This window comes from Cellulosimicrobium sp. 72-3, from assembly GCF_013127315.1.
Classification (GTDB): Bacteria; Actinomycetota; Actinomycetes; order Actinomycetales; family Cellulomonadaceae; genus Cellulosimicrobium; species Cellulosimicrobium funkei.
The window spans coordinates 1960607-1979517 of the sequence record NZ_CP053419.1 but is presented as its reverse complement, the minus strand read 5'-3'; the positions used below and the strand labels follow the sequence as shown (position 1 = coordinate 1979517).

15 protein-coding genes are annotated in these 18911 nt (G+C 74.9%); 10 read left to right on the top strand and 5 right to left on the bottom strand.

The genetic code is table 11. From position 1 onward, the window contains the following. Nucleotides 1–15: 15 nt before the first annotated feature. Nucleotides 16–231: a hypothetical protein gene (locus HKK73_RS08910; RefSeq protein WP_021482368.1), complete on the bottom strand. Its 216-nt coding sequence runs from the start codon at nucleotides 229–231 to the stop codon at nucleotides 16–18. A 213-nt stretch (nucleotides 232–444) separates the two neighbouring features. Between HKK73_RS08910 and glgX the strand changes: the two genes are divergently transcribed. Genes glgX through HKK73_RS08890 form a run of 4 tightly spaced genes read left to right on the top strand, consistent with a single transcriptional unit; the run spans nucleotide 445 to nucleotide 8118 of the window. Beyond that, entirely contained in the window at nucleotides 445–2652 is a 2208-nt protein-coding gene (gene glgX / locus HKK73_RS08905) for a glycogen debranching protein GlgX (protein ID WP_171467833.1), read from the top strand. Next, complete coding sequence (gene treY, locus HKK73_RS08900; RefSeq protein WP_171467832.1) at nucleotides 2649–5321, top strand: malto-oligosyltrehalose synthase; 2673 nt, start codon at nucleotides 2649–2651, stop codon at nucleotides 5319–5321. The genes glgX and treY overlap by 4 nt, the downstream gene beginning before the upstream one ends. Beyond that, a complete protein-coding gene (gene treZ, locus HKK73_RS08895) occupies nucleotides 5318–7213 on the top strand; it encodes a malto-oligosyltrehalose trehalohydrolase (RefSeq protein WP_051028335.1) in 1896 nt (631 codons plus the stop codon). Before treY ends, treZ begins: the two co-directional genes overlap by 4 nt. 14 nt (nucleotides 7214–7227) lie before the next feature. Further along, a complete protein-coding gene (locus HKK73_RS08890; protein ID WP_051028334.1) occupies nucleotides 7228–8118 on the top strand; it encodes a polyphosphate kinase 2 family protein in 891 nt (296 codons plus the stop codon). Between the two features lie 3 nt (nucleotides 8119–8121). Here HKK73_RS08890 and zapE read toward each other — a convergent pair whose 3' ends face one another. Next, a complete protein-coding gene (gene zapE / locus HKK73_RS08885; RefSeq protein WP_043656975.1) occupies nucleotides 8122–9243 on the bottom strand; it encodes a cell division protein ZapE in 1122 nt (373 codons plus the stop codon). Between the two features lie 37 nt (nucleotides 9244–9280). On the opposite strand from zapE, the gene HKK73_RS08880 reads away from it, so the two are divergent. Both HKK73_RS08880 and HKK73_RS08875 read left to right on the top strand, forming a co-directional pair. Next, complete coding sequence (locus HKK73_RS08880; protein WP_171467831.1) at nucleotides 9281–10132, top strand: dihydrofolate reductase family protein; 852 nt, start codon at nucleotides 9281–9283, stop codon at nucleotides 10130–10132. 5 nt (nucleotides 10133–10137) lie between these two features. Beyond that, nucleotides 10138–10623 (top strand): hypothetical protein, encoded by a 486-nt coding sequence (locus HKK73_RS08875; RefSeq protein ID WP_085388019.1) that lies wholly within the window; start codon nucleotides 10138–10140, stop codon nucleotides 10621–10623. Between the two features lie 61 nt (nucleotides 10624–10684). On the opposite strand, the gene HKK73_RS08870 is transcribed toward HKK73_RS08875, so the two are convergent. Then, entirely contained in the window at nucleotides 10685–11425 is a 741-nt protein-coding gene (locus tag HKK73_RS08870) for an aspartate/glutamate racemase family protein (RefSeq protein ID WP_051028332.1), read from the bottom strand. A gap of 100 nt (nucleotides 11426–11525) precedes the next feature. On the opposite strand from HKK73_RS08870, the gene HKK73_RS08865 reads away from it, so the two are divergent. Then, the gene (locus HKK73_RS08865; RefSeq protein WP_137280438.1) at nucleotides 11526–12758 is read left to right on the top strand and encodes an ATP-grasp domain-containing protein; all 1233 of its coding nucleotides are present in this window, start codon (nucleotides 11526–11528) and stop codon (nucleotides 12756–12758) included. 103 nt (nucleotides 12759–12861) lie between these two features. Here HKK73_RS08865 and HKK73_RS08860 read toward each other — a convergent pair whose 3' ends face one another. Both HKK73_RS08860 and gndA read right to left on the bottom strand, forming a co-directional pair. Further along, entirely contained in the window at nucleotides 12862–14031 is a 1170-nt protein-coding gene (locus HKK73_RS08860) for a DegT/DnrJ/EryC1/StrS family aminotransferase (RefSeq protein ID WP_051028331.1), read from the bottom strand. A 220-nt stretch (nucleotides 14032–14251) separates the two neighbouring features. Continuing rightward, a complete protein-coding gene (gene gndA, locus HKK73_RS08855; RefSeq protein WP_085388022.1) occupies nucleotides 14252–15688 on the bottom strand; it encodes an NADP-dependent phosphogluconate dehydrogenase in 1437 nt (478 codons plus the stop codon). A gap of 258 nt (nucleotides 15689–15946) precedes the next feature. Here gndA and HKK73_RS08850 point away from each other — a divergent pair, with 258 nt between their 5' ends. Genes HKK73_RS08850 through HKK73_RS08840 form a run of 3 tightly spaced genes read left to right on the top strand, consistent with a single transcriptional unit; the run spans nucleotide 15947 to nucleotide 18903 of the window. Next, nucleotides 15947–16567, top strand: coding sequence for a DUF3000 domain-containing protein (locus HKK73_RS08850; protein ID WP_171467830.1), 621 nt, complete (start codon nucleotides 15947–15949; stop codon nucleotides 16565–16567). Next, nucleotides 16564–17838 (top strand): ribonuclease D, encoded by a 1275-nt coding sequence (locus HKK73_RS08845; RefSeq protein ID WP_137280436.1) that lies wholly within the window; start codon nucleotides 16564–16566, stop codon nucleotides 17836–17838. Before HKK73_RS08850 ends, HKK73_RS08845 begins: the two co-directional genes overlap by 4 nt. 21 nt (nucleotides 17839–17859) lie before the next feature. Further along, complete coding sequence (locus HKK73_RS08840; protein ID WP_228485323.1) at nucleotides 17860–18903, top strand: peptidoglycan bridge formation glycyltransferase FemA/FemB family protein; 1044 nt, start codon at nucleotides 17860–17862, stop codon at nucleotides 18901–18903. Nucleotides 18904–18911: the final 8 nt, after the last annotated feature.

The window sequence follows — 18911 nt, the reverse complement described above, 5'->3', positions numbered from 1 at the left end:
CCGGGCGCGAAGTTCCTACAGCTCGTCCGGGTCGTCCCAGGACGTGCCCGACGACGCGCCGTCGATGGGCCGGCGCTCGTTCTCCGAGAGCGACTGCGGGGCCTTCGTCGCGTCTCCCCCGGTGAGCACGTCGCCGGACCCCTCTCCCTCGTCCTCGCGGCGCGGAGACAGCCGGGCGGACGCGATGTCGGACTGGTTGAGGTCGTCGCGGTGGTGTGCGTGGGTGCTCATGGCACGGGTCTACCAGGTCCGACCCCGCGATGCACGACCGTCCGCCTCCGGGCGGGTCGGTGCGTCGCACGGGCGGGGCGACCATCAGGGCGATCGCCGCTTGGCACACTATTCCTGTCCTGGTCGCGGGGGAGACCCCGGTCGAGATCGATCGCGTCACCGAGGGGCCTCCTGCGACGACAGCGAACAGGACCCCGTGACATCCTCAGGGACATGCAGACCTGGCCAGGCCACCCCTACCCCCTCGGCGCCACGTACGACGGCACGGGGACCAACTTCGCGCTCTTCTCCGAGATCGCCGAGCGCGTCGAGCTCTGCCTCTTCGACGACGACGGGAACGAGACCCGCGTCGACGTCGAGGAGATCGACGCGCACGTCTGGCACGTCTACCTCCCGGGCAAGGGCCCCGGCACGCGCTACGGCTACCGCGTGCACGGCCCCTACGACCCCGCGAACGGCCACCGCTGCAACCCGGCGAAGCTCCTGCTCGACCCGTACGCGAAGGCGATCGAGGGGCAGATCGACGGCGACGAGTCGCTGTTCTCCTACCGCTTCGCCGACGCGGACGAGGTCGCGCAGGCCGGCGAGCCCGCCGAGGGCGAGGAGGACGACGCGCCCCCGCCCGCTCCCCCGCTCAACGACGACGACTCGGCCGGGCACACGATGATGTCGGTCGTCATCAACCCGTTCTTCGACTGGGGCCACGACCGCCCGCCGAACCGGGACTACCACGACAGCGTCATCTACGAGGCGCACGTCAAGGGCATGACGATGCTCCACCCGGACGTCCCCGACGAGCTGCGCGGCACCTACGCGGGCATGGCGCACCCGGCCGTCGTCGAGCACCTCGTGACCCTGGGCGTCACGGCGGTCGAGCTCATGCCCGTGCACCAGTTCGTCAACGACCCCACGCTCGTCGAGAAGGGGCTGTCGAACTACTGGGGCTACAACACCATCGGGTTCTTCGCGCCCCACAACGGCTACGCGGCCCACGGGACGCGCGGGCAGCAGGTCATGGAGTTCAAGACCATGGTCAAGGCGCTGCACGAGGCCGGCATCGAGGTCATCCTCGACGTGGTCTACAACCACACCGCGGAGGGCAACCACCTCGGCCCGACGCTGAGCTTCCGCGGCATCGACAACAAGGCCTACTACCGGCTCGTGGACGGCGACGAGGCGCACTACTTCGACACGACCGGCACGGGCAACTCGCTGCTCATGCGCTCGCCGCACGTGCTCCAGCTCATCATGGACTCGCTGCGGTACTGGGTGACCGAGATGCACGTGGACGGGTTCCGCTTCGACCTCGCGGCCACGCTCGCGCGCCAGTTCCACGAGGTCGACCGCCTCTCGGCGTTCTTCGACATCGTGCAGCAGGACCCGGTCATCTCCCAGGTCAAGCTCATCGCCGAGCCGTGGGACCTCGGCGACGGCGGCTACCAGGTGGGCGGCTTCCCGCCCCTGTGGACCGAGTGGAACGGGCGCTACCGCGACACGGTGCGCGACTTCTGGCGCGGCGAGCCCTCGACGCTGCCCGAGCTCGCGAGCCGCCTCACGGGCTCGTCCGACCTCTACGAGCACGGCGGGCGCAAGCCCATCGCCTCGATCAACTTCGTCACCGCGCACGACGGCTTCACGCTCAACGACCTCGTGTCCTACAACGAGAAGCACAACGAGGCGAACGGCGAGGACAACAACGACGGCGAGAGCCACAACCGGTCCTGGAACTGCGGGGCCGAGGGCCCGACGGACGACCCCGACGTGCGGTCGCTGCGCGCGCGCCAGCGCCGGAACTTCTTCGCCACGCTGCTGCTGTCGCAGGGCGTGCCCATGCTCGCGCACGGCGACGAGATCGCGCGCACCCAGCGCGGCAACAACAACGGCTACTGCCAGGACAACGAGATCACCTGGATGGACTGGGGCGGCGAGGAGGGCCTCGACGACGAGCGGGCCGCGCTCCTCGACTTCGCGCGCCGGGTCGTCTGGCTGCGCCGCGACCACCCCGTGCTGCACCGGCGGCGCTTCTTCGTGGGCCGGCAGGACGGCGCGGAGCCGGGCACGCCCGAGGGTCCGGACGACCTCCCGGACATCGAGTGGCTCGACATCACCGGCTCGCGCATGGACCAGCAGGACTGGGACCACGCCTACGCGCGCACCGTCATGGTGTTCCTCAACGGCGACGCGATCCCCGAGCAGGACCGGCGCGGCGAGCCGATCGTCGACGACTCGTTCCTGCTGCTGCTCAACGCGCACTCCGAGGACCTGGACTTCACCGTGCCGCCGGCGGCGTACGGGGAGAGCTGGGACGTCGTGCTGGACACCGACGGCACGGTCGACGTCGGCGAGGTGCTGCAGCCCGGGGAGACCGTGTCCGTGACGGGCCGCAGCGTCATCGTCCTGACCCGCCCGCCGCTGCGATGACCGCCGTCTCCCCCGTCGGCACGCCGGGCGCGCCGCCCCGCGTCCCGGTCTCGACGTACCGGCTCCAGCTCGGTCCCGACCTCACGTTCGACGACGCCGCGCGCCAGGTGCCGTACCTCGCGACCCTCGGCGTCACGCACCTCTACCTCTCGCCGGTGCTCCAGGCAGCGCCCGGGTCGACCCACGGGTACGACGTCGTCGACCACACGCGGATCAGCGACGAGCTCGGCGGGCGCGAGGGCCTCGGCCGGCTCGCGGCCGCGGCCCGCGACGCGGGCCTGGGCATGGTGCTCGACGTCGTCCCGAACCACATGGCGGTCCCCACGCCCGCGTGGCACAACCGTGCGCTGTGGTCGGTCCTGGAGGAGGGCTCCGACTCCCCGTACGCCCGGTGGTTCGACGTCGACTGGTCGGCGGGCGAGGGGGCGGTCCTCATGCCCGTCCTCGGCGCGCGCCTCGGGGACGTGCTCGCGGCGGGCGAGCTCGTGCTGGACGAGGTCGAGGTCCCGGGCACGCCCGGGCCTCGGCGCGTGCTGCGCTACTACGACCACGTGTTCCCCGTGCGCGCCGGGACGGAGGACCTGCCGCTCGCGGAGCTCGTCGAGCGCCAGCACTACCGGCTGGCCTACTGGCGCGTGGGCGACGAGGAGCTCAACTACCGCCGGTTCTTCGACGTCGGGTCGCTCGTCGCGGTCCGGGTCGAGGACGAGGAGGTCTTCGACGCGACGCACGCGCTCGTGCTCGACCTCGTCACGTCCGGGGTCGTCGACGGCCTGCGCATCGACCACCCCGACGGCCTCGCGGACCCGGCACAGTACCTCCAGCGCCTCGCCGACCGCACCGACGGCGCGTGGGTCGTCGTCGAGAAGATCCTCGCGGGCGAGGAGCAGGTGCCGCCCGACTGGGCGACGGTCGGGACGACCGGCTACGACGTCGCGTGGCGCCTGCAGCAGCTCTTCGTCGACCCGGGCGGCCGGTCGGGCTTGGACGCGGTGATGACGCGCCTCACGGGCGCGCCGCCCGGCGGCCTCGGCGCGCTCGTCGAGGAGGCGAAGCGCGAGGTCGTCGCCGGGCCGCTCTACGCGGAGGTGCACCGGCTCACGGACCTGGCGGCCGCCGTCTGCCACGACGACCCGCGCCTGCGCGACCACACGTGGCGCGGCCTGCACCAGTGCCTGCGCGAGCTGCTCGTCGCGTTCGACCGCTACCGGGCGTACGTGGTGCCGGGCACCCCGCCGCGGCACGAGGCGGTCCGGGCCGTCGAGGAGGCGGCCGAGCGCGCCCGCGCGCACCTCGACCCGCAGCGCGCGGAGACGCTCGCCGTCGTCGTGGACCTCGTGCTCGGCCGCGAGGTCGGCAGCGCGGGACGACGGCGCGAGGCGCGCCGCGACGAGCTCGTCGTGCGCTTCCAGCAGGTGTGCGGCGCCGTGACGGCGAAGGGCGTCGAGGACACGGCGTTCTACCGCTGGACCGAGCTCGTGAGCCTGTGCGAGGTCGGGGGCGAGCCGGACCGGTTCAGCCTCGGCGTGCACGACTGGCACGCGTTCGCGCAGCGGTTCGCCGCGCTCACCCCGCACGCCCTCACGGCCGGGTCGACGCACGACACCAAGCGCGGCGAGGACACGCGCGCGGCCCTCGGCGTGCTGTCCGAGGACGCGGGCGCGTGGTCGCGGCTCGTCGACGAGGTGCGCGCGGCGACCGCCCCCTACCGCGGGGTCCTCGTCGACGGTCTCGCCGAGAACCTGCTGTGGCAGACCGTGGCCGGGACCTGGCTCCCCGACGCGACCACGCCGGACGACGCGCCCGACGGCACGTCCGAGGCCGCGATCTCTCCCGACCGGCTCGTCGACTACCTGCGCAAGGCGCTGCGCGAGGCGAAGGTCGCGACCTCGTGGACGAGCCCGGACGAGGCGTACGAGGAGGCCGTGGCCGAGCTCGCCCGCCGCGCGCTCGCCGACCCCGCCGTGACCGGGGCGTTCGCCCGGTGGGCGCGCGAGCACCGCGAGGAGCTGCGCGCCGCGAGCCTCGGGATCACGCTCACGCGGCTCACGGCCCCGGGCGTCGCGGACGTCTACCAGGGCGCCGAGTCGTACGCGCCCACGCTCGTCGACCCGGACAACCGCCGCCCCGTGGACGTCGACGACCTCACCGAGCGCCTCGCCCGGCTCGACGGCGGGGCGCCCGCGCGCACGCTCGCGGACGAGAAGCTGCTCGTCACGGCGCGCGCCCTGCGCGTGCGCCGCGCCCTCGCCGCCGCGTTCGTCGGCGACGGGGCCGGGTACGCGCCCGTCGCGTCGTCGACGCCGTGCGCGCTCGCGTTCGCTCGCACGGCCCCGGCCGCCGCCCCCGTCGGGACGCCCGCGACCGCCGACGCGTCGGGTGGCAACAGTCCGGACGACGCGGCCGACGCGCACGTCGTCACGGTGGCGACCCGCCTCGCCGGGACGGTCGACCGCCTCGGCGGATGGCGCGACCACGTCGTCGCGCTCCCCGCGGGCACGGGCACGTGGGTCGACGTGCTCACCGGGCGCGAGCACCCGGCCGGGAGCGTCCGCGTCGCGGACCTGCTCGCCGACCTGCCGGTCGCGCTGCTCGTCGCGCCGGGCTCCGCCGCGAGCGCCGCGGCGACGGGCGAGGTCGCCGCCGCGACCGGCGAGGGCGCACCATGACGGCGGGCACACCGGCCCCGCCCCCGCGCGTCCCCGCACCCCAGGCCACGCCCCTGCTCGCCGTGCCGGGGCCGCGGCCCGTGGTGTGGGCGCCGACGGCGCGCAGCGTCGAGCTCCTGCTTCCGGAGCAGGGCTCGGGCTCGTTCGAGGGCGCCGAGCGCCTCCCGCTGCGCCTCGTGGGCGCGCACGTGCCGGGCTGGTGGGGGTACGACCACGAGCTGCCGTGGGGCACGGACTACGGGTACTCCGTCGACGGCGGTCCGGGCCGGCCGGACCCGCGCAGCCCGTGGCAGCCGTACGGGGTGCACGGGCCGAGCCGCACGTTCGACCCGGCGTTCGCCTGGACGGACGCCGCGTGGCCGGGCCGCGACGTGCGCGGCGAGGTGCTCTACGAGCTGCACGTCGGGACGTTCACGCCGCAGGGCACGCTCGACGCAGCGATCGACCGGCTGGACCACCTGGTCGCGCTGGGCGTCGGCGCGGTCGAGCTCCTGCCGGTCGCGGCGTTCGGCGGCGAGCGGGGCTGGGGCTACGACGGCGTGCACCTGTACGCGGTGCACGAGCCGTACGGCGGCCCGCGCGCGCTCCAGCGGTTCGTGGACGCCGCGCACGCCCGGGGGCTCGCGGTGGTGCTCGACGTCGTCTACAACCACCTCGGCCCGTCGGGGAACTACCTGCCGGAGTTCGGCCCGTACTTCACGGACGCGCACACGACCCCGTGGGGCTCGGCCGTGAACCTCGACCGCCCGGGCAGCCGGGAGGTGCGCGAGTGGGTGATCGACAACGCCGAGCGGTGGTTCGTCGAGTTCCACGTGGACGCGCTGCGGCTCGACGCGGTGCACGCCCTCGTCGACGACTCCCCCACGCACCTCCTCGCGGAGCTCGCGCGGCGCGTGGACCGCGTGGAGCAGGAGCTCGGGCGGCCCTTGACGCTCGTCGCCGAGTCGGACGAGAACGACCCGGCGACCGTGACGGGCGTGGAGCAGGGCGGGCGCGGGATGCGCGCGCAGTGGGCGGACGACGTCCACCACGCCGTGCACGCGCTGCTCACCGGGGAGCGCCAGGGCTACTACGTCGACTTCGGCTCGGTCGCGGTGCTGCGCAAGGCGCTCACGGGCGTGTTCGTGCACGACGGCACGTTCTCGACGTTCCGCGGGCGCGACTGGGGTCACCCGGTCCCCGCCGGGACCGACGGCCACGCGTTCGTCGTGAGCGCGCAGAACCACGACCAGGTGGGCAACCGCGCGCACGGCGACCGGCCGTCGGCGACGCTCGACGGCGGCGGTCTCGCGACGGCCGCGGCGCTCGTGCTCGTGTCGCCGTTCACGCCGATGCTGTTCATGGGCGAGGAGTGGGGCGCGTCCACGCCGTGGCAGTTCTTCACGGACCACGCGGAGCCGGAGCTCGCGGAGGCGGTCCGCGCGGGCCGGGCGGCCGAGTTCGCCGACCACGGGTGGGGCGGCGGCGACCCCGTGCCCGACCCGCAGGCCCGCTCGACGCGGGACGCGAGCGTCCTCGACTGGTCCGAGCGGGAGCGCGGCGAGCACGCGCGCCTGCTCGCCTGGTACCGGGACCTGGTGGCACTGCGGTCGCGGCCCGACGTGCGCTCGGGCGACCTCTCGCTCGTGCGCGTCCACGGCCCGGGCGGCCCGGACGACGACGCGTCGGGCGAGGAGCCGACGACGGGCGCCGCCCCGCACGGCGGGCCCGCGTTCGTCGTGGACCGGCGCACCGTCGCGGTCGCGGTGAACCTCGGGGACGCCCCGCGGCGCCTGCGGCTCGCGCTCGGCGGCACGCCGCGCGTGCTCGCCGCCTGGGACCCGGCGACCCGGGCGGGCCGGCACCACGTCGACCTGCCCGCGCGTTCGGTCGCCGTCCTGGCGCGCGGGTGACTACGCTCGCGCCCATGGCGACGACGACGAAGACGAAGGCCACGCACGGCGGCGGCGCGGAGGGCGCCTGGGAGGTCCCGCCGGAGCGGGCGCTGCGGGTGCCGGAGGGCTTCGACCTCGCGGCGTTCGACCGCGCGTCGACCCCGGGGTTCACGGGCGACAAGGCCGCCGGGAAGGCCCTCGTCGCGCAGCACGCGGACGAGCTGTCCGAGCTGCAGGAGCGCCTCTTCGCGGAGGGCCGCTCGGGCGGGTCGCGGTCGGTGCTCCTCGTGCTGCAGGGCATGGACACCGCGGGCAAGGGCGGGATCGTGCGGCACGTCGTCGGGCTCGTCGACCCGCAGGGCGTCGCGCACCGGTCGTTCGGGGTGCCCACGCCCGAGGAGCGGCGGCACGACTACCTGTGGCGGATCCGCCGCGCGCTGCCCGAGCCGGGGTACATCGGCGTCTTCGACCGGTCGCACTACGAGGACGTGCTCGTCGCGCGCGTCGACGCGCTCGTGCCGCCCGAGGTCTGGGAGTCGCGCTACGACGAGATCAACCGCTTCGAGGCCGAGGTCGCCGCGGCGGGGACGACGATCGTCAAGGTCGCCCTGCTCGTCTCCTACGAGGAGCAGCGCGCGCGGCTCATGGAGCGGCTCGAGCGCCCGGACAAGTTCTGGAAGTACAACCCGAACGACGTCGACTCGCGCCAGAAGTGGCCCGCGTACCAGGAGGCGTACCAGGCCGTCCTCGACCGGACGAGCACCGACGTCGCGCCGTGGCACGTGGTGCCGGCCGACCGGAAGTGGTTCGCGCGCCTCGCGGTGAGCGAGCTCCTGCTCGACGCGCTGCGCGGCCTCGACCTCGGGTGGCCCCCGGCCGACTTCGACGTCGCGGTCGAGAAGGCGCGCCTCGCCGCGACGTGACGCTCAGGCCGCGCCGCGCGCGACCGTGCGGCCGTCCTCCGCGAGCGCGCCGAGGCGCGAGAGCGCGCGGTAGTACTTCTTGCGGTACCCGCCGCGCAGCATCTCCTCGGTGAACAGGCTCCGCTCCCCCGTGTACGCGTCGGTCCCGGCGAGGAGCACGGGCACGTCGCGGTCGTAGAGGCGGTCGACGAGCACGACGAGGCGCAGCGCCGCGGACTGCTCGGTGACGGGGTGCACGCCCGTGAGCGCGACGACCTCGACGCCGTCGAGCAGCGCCCGGTACCGGCTGGGGTGGACCTGCGACAGGTGCGCGAGCAGGTCGTCGAACACGTCGAGGGTCGCGCCGGGCCGGCCGGTGACGGCCGCCCGCACGTCGGCCTCGGGCAGCGGCGCGGAGTCCGTGACGACCGCGCGGTGCCGGTAGTCCTCGCCGTCGACGCGCAGCACCTCGAACCGGGCCGCGAGCGCCTGGATCTCGCGCAGGAAGTCCTCGGCGGCGAAGCGGCCCTCGCCGAGCGCCTCGGGGAGCGTGTTCGACGTCGCGGCCAGCGCCACGCCGCGGTCCGCGAGCTCGCGCAGGAGCCGGGACATGAGGACGGTGTCGCCCGGGTCGTCGAGCTCGAACTCGTCGATGCACACGAGCTTCTTCGTGGCGAGCGCGTCCACCGTCGCCCGGAAGCCGAGCGCGCCGACGAGGTTCGTGTACTCGACGAACGTGCCGTACGCGCTGACGTCGAGGCCCACGGCGTGCGCGAGGGACGTGAGCAGGTGGGTCTTGCCGACGCCGAACCCGCCGTCCATGTACACCGCGGGCGCGGTCTGCTTCCGGGCGCCGAACAGCCCCTTGCGCGCGGGCTTCACGACGGCGGTCGCGACCTCCTCGAGCCGCGCGACGGTTCGCGCCTGGCTGGGGTAGGCGGCGTTGGCGCGGTACGTCGAGAACCGCGCGTCGGCGAAGTGCCGCGGCGGCACGAGGTCGGCGAGGAGCCGGGCGGGAGGTACCGAGGGCCGGACGTCGGCGAGGGCGCGGACGGGCCCGCCGGGGGTCGGCGAGGAGGCCGACGCGCGGGCGGTGCCGGGGAGGGCTGCCGGGGCCGAGGAACCACCGGAGGCGGGCGCAGTCACGAGGATCCAGCCTACGCCTGCGGCTAGCCTGGCCGCTGTGACCTCGACCACCACCCCGCCCGGCGGGCCGGCCGCGCCCGGCGGGCGCACCGACCTCCCCGCGCTCGACGTGCTCCTGCCCGCCGCGGAGCACCTCCCGCCCGACCCGCGCGAGGACCGGCTCGCCGCGCTCTACGCCTACGGGACGCCGGTGCGCGGGGCGAGCGTCGTGCGCGCGAACATGGTCGCGAGCGTCGACGGGGCGGCGTGGGGCCCCGACGAGCGGTCGGGGTCGATCAACGACGACGCGGACTGGCGCGTGTTCCGCGTCCTGCGGGCGCTGGCGGACGTGGTGCTCGTCGGGGCGGGCACGGCGCGCGCCGAGGGCTACACCCCGCTCGGCCGGCCGCGCGGGCTGCGGCACCTGCACGACGCCCCGCTCGAGCTCGCCGTCGTCAGCCGCAGCGGCCGCGTGCCCCCGGCGCTCGCCGGGACGGACCGCCCGCCGTTCGTGCTGACCGGCCCGGCCGGGGCCGCCACCGCCCGGGGCGACGTGCCCGCTGACCGGGTGCTCGTCGTCGGGCAGGACGCGGCGGACGACGCGCTCGACCTCGCCGCGGGGCTCGCCGCGCTCGCCGGTCGCGGCCTCACGCGCGTGCTCACCGAGGGCGGCCCGTCGCTGCTGGCGGACCTCCTCGCCGCGGACCTCGTCGACGAGCTGTGCGTGACGACCACCCCGACGCTCGTAGGACCCGGGCCGGGCCGGATCGTCGGCGGCGCCGCGGCTCCCGGGACGACGACGGCGCTCCCCCGCGGGGCACGCCTCGCCCACCTGCTGCACGCCCCCGAGGACCGGCCCGGGTCGCCCGCCGGTACGACCGCCGCGCGCTGGCTCCTCCCGCTAGGCTGACCCGCGTGACCGACACGATCCTCGTCCTGACCGAAGACACGCTCAACCCGGCCGACGTGCAGCACATCCTGTCGCTGCACGAGGACGAGCAGCTCGCCTACCGGGTGCTGGTCCCGGCGGACACCGAGCGCAACGTCATCTCGGGGATCATCGACCACCTCAGCGTGGGCGAGCTCAAGGAGGCGTGGGACGAGGTCCTGGGCCGCGAGCCCTCGCCCACGGCGGCGAAGGCGGAGGCGAGCGAGCAGCTCGAGCGCAGCGTGGCCGAGCTCCGCGCGGCGGGTCGCGAGGCGGACGGCGTCGTCGTCGACGACGACCCGCTGCCGGCGCTGCGCACGGCCGTCGCGTCCGGCGGGGCGCGCGAGATCGTCGTCGTGACCTACCCGCACGCGGTCGAGGACACGTTCCACACCGACTGGGCCTCCCGCGCGCGCGAGGAGCTGCACGTCCCCGTGCTGCACCTCTACTCGGGCACGAGCGAGCTGGGCTGATCCTCCGCGCGTCCGGCCGACGAGCGCGCCGGCCGGCCCGGCGGTCGGCGGACCCGCGGGGTCACGTCCCGCGGACGCGGTGCCCGGCGCGGCGGATCGTCGCGCGGGCGAGCTGGTCGGTCGAGTCGAGGTAGAGCGGGTCGGCGAGCAGGTCGTGGTCGACGGCGACCACGGACAGCTCCGTGCAGCCCAGCACGATCACCTGGGCCCCGCGCTCGACGAGCCGCCCCGCGACGGCGCGGAACGTCTCGATGTCGACCGGCCGCCCCGCCTTCACCTGCTCGTAGATGATCTGCGACACGAGCGCCTGGTCGGCGTCGTCGGGCACGAGCGCCTCGACCCCGTGGCGCGCGAACGCGTCCTGGTACACGCCCGACGCCGCGGTCCCCGCCGTCGCGAGCAGGCCCACCGCCCGCAGGTCGTCGACCCGCGCCCGCGCCGCGTCGACCGTCGTGTCGATGATGGACACGAACGGGACGCTGATCGCGTCGAGCACCTGCTGCGTGAAGTAGTGCGCGGTGTTGCACGGCATGACGAGGAAGTCCGCGCCGAAGCGCTCGAGCCGCTCCGCGTCACGCGCGAGCACCGGGCCCGGGTCCGCGTCCGAACGCCCGAGGATGAAGTCCGTGCGGTCGGGGATCGTCGCGTGGTTGAGCACGACGGCGTCCACGTGGTCCTGGTCGCGCTCGGCCTCCGTGAGCGCGACGAGGAGCTGCAGGAAGTAGGCCGTGGCGAGCGGCCCGACACCTCCGAGCACTCCGACGAGGGGCTGGGCGTGGTCCTGGTCCGGTCGCGACGTCACCCGTGGATCCTACGGCGCCCGCGTCCCGGGGAGCGGGCGGCGCGGACCGTAGGATGGCGGACGCCCGCCGACCCGACAGAGAAACGGACGACCCTCCGCGATGACGTACGGCAACGCCGAGTTCCTCCCCATCGTCCTGGGGACCAACCTCAACACCTACAACATCGCGAGGTCGTTGCACGAGGCGTACGGCGTCCGCACGCTGGCCCTGGGCCGCTTCCCCCTGCGCGAGACGGCGGACTCCCGCATCGTCGACGTGCGCACCTACCGCGACTTCGACGACCCCGAGCGCATCGTCGCCGTCCTGCGGGAGCTCGCCGAGGAGTTCCCGGGCCGCAAGCGCCTGCTCATCGCGAACATCGAGTTCTACACGAACGTCGTCATCGCCCACCGGGCCGAGCTCGAGCACCTCTACGTCATCCCGCTCGTCGGCGAGGACCTGGCCGCGCGCCTCATGAACAAGACGGACTTCGCGCGCACGTGCGCGGAGCTCGGCGTGCCGCACCCGGAGACGGTGATCGCCACGGCGGCCGACGTCGACGACCCCGGCTTCGGCGAGGACCTGCCTTTCCCGTACCCGCTCATCCTCAAGCCGGCCGACACCGACACCTACCCGCGCCTGCGGTTCGAGGGCAAGAAGAAGGTGTACCTCGTCCAGGACGCGGCCGAGCTGCGCGACGTCGGCCGCCGCATCTACGCCGCCGGCTACACGGACGACCTCATCGTCCAGGAGTACCTCGCGGGCGACGAGTCGGTCATGCGCGTGGTCAACACGTACTCCGACCGCCACGGCCGCCTGCGGTTCCTGTCCGCGGCCCAGATCGTGCTCGGCGAGTACGACCCGAAGCTCGTCGGGAACTACAACGCCGTCGTGACGATGAAGGACGACCGGCTCACGGAGTCCGTCCGGCACCTGCTCGACAGCCTCGGCTACGTCGGCGCCGCGAACCTGGACGTCATGTACGACCGCCGCACCGGCACGAGCAAGATCCTCGAGGTCAACCTGCGCCAGGGCGCGGCGAGCTTCTACACGATGGCCGCCGGCGGCAACCTCGCGCGCTGCTACGTCGAGGACCTCGTGTACGGGCGCGAGCTGCCCGAGCAGGTCACGTCGGACGCGCGCCTGTGGGTCAACGTGCCCTACCCCGTCGTCCGGGCGCTCGTCCCGGTGTCGCTGCGCCACCGCGTGAAGAAGGCCCGCAAGCACGGCGTGTGGCACACCCTGCGGTACGCGCCCGACCGCAGCCTGCGCCGCCGCCTGGACGTGTGGCGCGTGGACCTGCGCCACACGCTCGACTACGTGAAGTTCGCGCGCTCGCGCCCGTCGGCCTAACCCTGGCCGGGTCCGGCGCCGACCAGGTGGTCCTGGCCCGTCCGGTGTCGCGGACGCGCCGGGATCACCTGGTCGGCCGATGTGGACCGCCTGGTCGTGGGGCTCAGGCGCCCAGGGCGGACCGGACGGCCTCGACGAGGCGGCGCGCCGTCGCGACGCCGACCGTGGTCGGGAGGTTCACGACGCGCGCGACGAGGTCCTCCGTCGTCGCGAGCGCGGGGTCGCCCGGCGTGTACCCGTAGACCGCGGGGTCGTCCGGGCCCGGGAACAGCGCCGGCCGGTACCACTTCCCGACGTAGAACCCGGCGGCCGTGAGCTCGGCGACCAGACGGTCGGCGGTCGCGGCGTCGGGCGCGAAGAACGGGAACCGCACGAGCGGCGCGCGCTCCCCGATCCCGGCCGGGACCTCGACGACGCCCGACAGCCCGCGCACGTACTCCGCGACCGTGTCGGCGCGGCGCGCCTCGGTGTCGCCGCTGGACCGCAGCGCGTCGACCATGCGGTCCACCACCCACGCGGACGGGCGCTGCGGCGGGTGCGCGAGCCCGCCCCGGTTCTCCACGGGAGCGATCGCAGGCTCGTACGCCCCGACGGCCGTGAGCGCACCGCGCACCTTGCCCGCCGCCGCGCCGGGCAGGCGGTTGAGCACGCGCACCTGGGTGCGGAAGCTGCGCGCGGCGAGGTCGAGCCGCGGCCCGACGACGGGCAGCGCGTCGAGCGCCGCCACCGTCGCGGCGCGCAGCGCCGGGTCGAGCGCGGGGCTCACCCACACCGCCCCGCCGAAACGCGTGGGCAGCAGCTTCTCGACGCCGAACGAGTGGAACGAGACGTCGGCGACGGGCGTGCCGTCGGCGTCGCGCGCGAGGCGCCCCACGCAGTGCGCGCTGTCCTCGACGAGCAGCGCCCCGACGGAGCGCGCGGCGTCGCGCAGGCGCCGCGCCGCCGCCTCGTCGACGATGCCGAACGTGTTCTGCAGCACGACCGCCCGCGTGTCCGGGCCGACGGCGAGCCGGTCGGGGTCGATCGCGACCGTCGCCGGGGACACCTCGGCGTAGACCGGCCGCAGCCCGGCCACGAGCACCGGGTCGACCGCCGTCGAGCACGTGAACACCTGCGTGACCACGTCGCCCGGGCCCCGGGCCTCGGCGAGCGCGCGGAACACGACCTCCATCCCGTAGCGGGCCTTGAAGACGAGGAACCAGTCGGCCGGGTCGGTGCCCGTCCGGTCGGCGAGCATCCTCGTCGCGGTCGCGTCCTGCGGGTGGCGGCTCATCGTTCTCCGTGTCGTCCGGCGTCAGGGGTCGGGGCCGACGCAGCGGCCCGCGCGCCTAGCCTGCCACGTCGGCGGGCCGCCCGGGCCGAGCCGCTCGTCACGCGCACGGGGACCGGCCGCGCGACGGGACGTGCGGGCGACAGGACGTGCGGGCCGGGACGCGCGACGGCGGCCGCCGCGCCGGAGCGCGACGACCGCCGTCGGGACGTCGGGGAAAACGTCAGGCGTCGGACTCGGTGCGGTCGCCCGACCACTCGGTGTGGAAGACACCCGGCTTGTCGACGCGGCGGTAGGTGTGCGCGCCGAAGAAGTCGCGCTGCGCCTGGATCAGCGCGGCGGGCAGGCGCTCGGCCCGCACGCCGTCGTAGTAGGCGAGCGACGACGAGAACGCGGGCGTCGGCACGCCGTTGAGGGCGGCCTGCGCCACCACGCGACGCCACGCCGCGAGGCCGTTGCCGACCGCGCCGGTGAAGTACTCGTCGGCGAGGAGCAGCGGGAGCTGCGCGTCGCGCTCGTACGCCTCGGTGATGCGGTTGAGGAAGCGCGCGCGGATGATGCAGCCGCCGCGCCAGATGCGGGCCATCGCGCCGCGGTCGATGTCCCAGCCGTACTCGGCCGACGCGGCCGCGATCTGGTCGAAGCCCTGGGAGTACGCGACGACCTTCGACGCGTAGAGCGCGAGGCGCACGTCCTCGACGAACGCGTCGCGGTCCTGCACGTCCCACGCCGCGGCGTCGGCGGGCAGCGCGGCGCGGCCGGCCTCGCGCTGCGGGACCGAGCCGGACAGCGCGCGCGCGAACGTCGCCTCGGCGATGCCCGTGATCGGCACGCCGAGGTCGAGGCCGTTCTGCACCGTCCAGCGGCCGGTGCCCTTCTGCTCCGCCTGGTCGAGCACGACGTCGACGAACGCCTTGCCGGTCTCCGCGTCGACGTGCTGGAGCACGTCCGCGGTGATCTCGATGAGGAACGACTCGAGGTCGCCCGTGTTCCACTGCGCGAAGATCTCGCCGATCTCCTGCGCGGACGCGCCGAGCCCCTGCTTGAGCAGGTCGTACGCCTCGGCGATGAGCTGCATGTCGGCGTACTCGATGCCGTTGTGCACCATCTTGACGAAGTGGCCGGCGCCGTCGGGCCCGACGTAGGTGCAGCACGGCACGCCGTCGACCTTCGCCGAGATGTCCTCGAGGATCGGGCCGAGGCTCTGGTACGACTCGCGCGTGCCGCCCGGCATGATCGACGGGCCGTTGAGCGCGCCCTCCTCGCCGCCCGAGACGCCGGTGCCCACGAAGTGCAGGCCCAGCGCCGCGAGCGCCTTCTCCCGGCGGATCGTGTCGGGGAAGTGCGCGTTGCCGGCGTCGACGACGATGTCGCCCTCCTCCAGCAGCGGCACGAGCTCGTCGATGACCGCGTCGGTCGCCGCGCCCGCCTTGACCATGACGACGACCTTGCGCGGGCGCTCGAGCGAGGCCACGAAGTCCGCCATCGACTCCGACGGCACGAAGTCGCCCTCGGTGCCCGCCTCGGCGATCAGGGACTCGGTCTTGGCGTACGAGCGGTTGTGCACCGCGACCGTGTAGCCGTGCCGGGCGAAGTTGCGGGCCAGGTTGCGACCCATGACGGCGAGTCCGGTCACACCGATCTGTGCGCGTGCTGACATCTGCTTCCCTGCTCCTCGAGGGTCGGTCCCGGCGCACGACGGCTGCGCGCGGGAAGGCGCGGAACCGGGCCGGGCGCGGGCGCGCGGCCGGGTGCACCGGGGATGGATACGCTGCCAGCCTAGTCCTCGGGCGCCGTCGCGCCCCGGCGGTGCCACGATCCGGTCACCCGCAGGGATCGTGACGAAGTCGGGGTCACGATTCGATGACACCCGCGCGGCGTGCGTCCGACCCGCCCCTCCCGCTCGTACTGTGCCGGGGTGACCACCCCTCACGGGACCGACGCTCCCCCGGAGTTCCGTGCCGTCCTCGACGCCCTCGGCGCGCGACGGCTGCGACCCGAGGTGACGCTGCGCGAAGTCCCCGCCCCGCGCCGGATCGCGCCGTGGTCGGTCGCGCTCACGGGCGAGGTCGAGGCGGCGCGCTCCGACGACCCCGAGCTCGCGTCGGGGCGCTTCATCGTCCTCTACGACCCGGCGGGCCAGGAGGCGTGGGAGGGCCGGTTCCGCGTCGTGACGCTCGTGCGCGCGACGCTGGAGCCGGAGATGGCGGCGGAGGACGTGCTCGCCGAGGTCGCGTGGACGTGGCTCGAGGACGCCTTGCACGACACGGGCGCCGTCGTGCGCGCGGAGGGCGGCACGGTCACGCGCGTGCTGTCGCAGAGCTTCGGGGCGCTGTCCGGCAAGCACAACGACGTCGAGCTCGAGATGCGCGCGTCGTGGACGCCCGTCGCGCCGGGCCCGGGCACGGCCGACCTCGGGGACCACCTCGCGGCGTGGGCGCAGCTCCTGTGCACGGCCGCCGGGCTGCCGCCGCTGCCCGAGGGCGTGACCCCCCTCGGTGCTCGACCCCCCGCGCGACGCAATACCGTGGGCTCATGAGCTCGACCGCAGCACCCGCTCCCCCTCCGCTCGACGCCGCACCCGGGGCGGAGCGCGCCCCGACCGTCGTCACCCCGCTGACGGAGCCGTCCGACGGCGTCGGCCCCGTCGTCGACACGCCCGCCGCGTTCGCGCGCGTCGTCGAGGCGTTCGCCGCCGCGAGCGGCCCCGTGGCCGCCGACGCCGAGCGCGCGTCCGGCTACCGGTACGGCCAGCGCACCTACCTCGTGCAGGTGCGCCGCGAGGGCGCGGGCACCGCGCTCGTCGACCCGGTCGCCGTGCCGGACCTGTCGCCGCTGCGCGAGGCGGTCGGGGACGCCGAGTGGGTCCTGCACGCCGCGTCCCAGGACCTGCCGGGGCTCGCGGAGCACGGGGTCGTCCCGGCGAGCGTCTTCGACACCGAGCTCGCCGCCCGCCTGCTGGGGATGGAGCGCGTCGGCCTCGCGGCGGTGGTCGCCGAGGTGCTCGGGCTCGGCCTCGCCAAGGAGCACTCGGCGGTGGACTGGTCGACGCGGCCCCTGCCCGAGGACTGGCTGCGGTACGCGGCGCTCGACGTCGAGGTGCTCGTCCCGCTGCGCCGGGCGCTCGGGGAGCGGCTCGACGAGGCGGGCAAGTCGGACTGGGCGGCGCAGGAGTTCGAGGCCGTCCGTACCGCGGGACCGCCGGCCCCGCGGCCCGAGCCGTGGCGTCGGACGTCCGGCACGCACACGCTGCGCGACCCGCGGCGCCTGGCCGTGGTCCGCAGCCTGTGGGAGGCCCGCGACGCGACGGCCCGGGCCCGCGACATCGCCCCGGGCCGGGTCCTGCCCGACCGCGCGATCGTCGCCGCGGCGGAGGCGCTGCCGCGCACGGCCGGCCAGCTCGTGGAGCTGCCGCCGTTCGCCGGCAAGGGCACGCGCCGTCGGGCGGCGTACTGGCAGCGGGCCGTCGACGCCGCGCTCGCGCTGCCCGCGAGCGCGCTGCCGACCACGCGCGGGCCGCGCACGGACGCCCCGCCCCCGCCGCGCGCGTGGGCGGACCGCGACCCGGGCGCCGCGGCACGCCTCGACGCGGCGCGCGGCGTCGTGCAGGAGCTCGCCGAGCGGTACGCACTGCCCGTCGAGAACGTGCTCCAGCCCGACGCCCTGCGACGCCTGTGCTGGACGCCGCCGGAGCCCGCCGACGCGGCGGGGATCGCCGCGTTCCTGCGCGGCCGCGGGGCGCGCGAGTGGCAGGTGGGGCTCGTCGCGGAGCCGCTCGCGGACGCGTTCGAGCGCTCCGGCGAGCGGTAGCGGGAGGGTAGGGTCGTCCGCGTGCACGACGCGAACCTGACGATCCGGACAGTCACCGACCGAGCCTCCTGGGACGCCCGGGTGAACGAGCTCGGCGGCCACCCCCTGCAGCTGTGGGGCTGGGGCGAGGTCAAGGCCACGGGCGCCTGGACCCCGCACCGCGTGGAGGCGGTGGACGGCGACGGCCGCGTCCGCGGCCTGGCGCAGGTTCTCGTGCGGTCCCTCCCGGCGCAGTTCAAGGCGCTGTGCCACGTGCCCCGTGGGCCCGTGATCGCGCCGGCGGGAGACGGCTGGGGCGCCGGCCCGGGCGTGGGCGACGACGCGACGCGCGACGCCGTGACCCGTGCGGTCGTCGCGTGGTGCAAGACGACGGTGGGCGGCGTCGGCGTCACGATCGAGCCCGACTGGCCGGTCGGGACGCACCTCGCGCTGCCCGACGCCCGCCCCGCGGCGAACCCGATCCTCTACCCGGTGACGCTGATCCTCGACCTCACCAAGTCCGAGGACGAGCTGACGAAGGCCATGGGCAAGTCGACGCGGTACGACATCCGCAAGGCGGCGCGCACCGGCCTCGAGGTGCGGCGCGTGACGGACGAGGCCGAGGTGCGCCAGGTGCTCGACGTCTACCACGAGACCGCCGAGCGAGCGGGCTTCGCGCTGCACGACGACGAGTACTACCTCGCGATCCACCGCGAGCTCGGCGAGCACTCGGTGCTCGTCGCCGCGTTCTCCGAGGGCGCCCCGGTGTCGTTCGTGTGGTGCGTGTCGTCGGCGACGACGTCGTTCGAACTCTACGGCGGCATCAACGACGCGGGCCGCAAGCTCCGCGCGAACGCGCCGGTGAAGTGGCACGCGATCACCCTCGCGCAGCAGGCCGGTCTGGTCCGGTACGACATGAACGGTCTGCTCAACGACGGGATCAGCGAGTTCAAGCGCAGCTTCGCCCAGCACGACGACGAGCTCGTGCACAGCGTCGACGTGCCGTTCTCGATGTGGTACTCCGCGTGGAACAAGGGCCTGCCGACCGCGAAGAAGGTCGTGCGCAAGCTCCGCGGGAGCCGCTGAGGCGGACT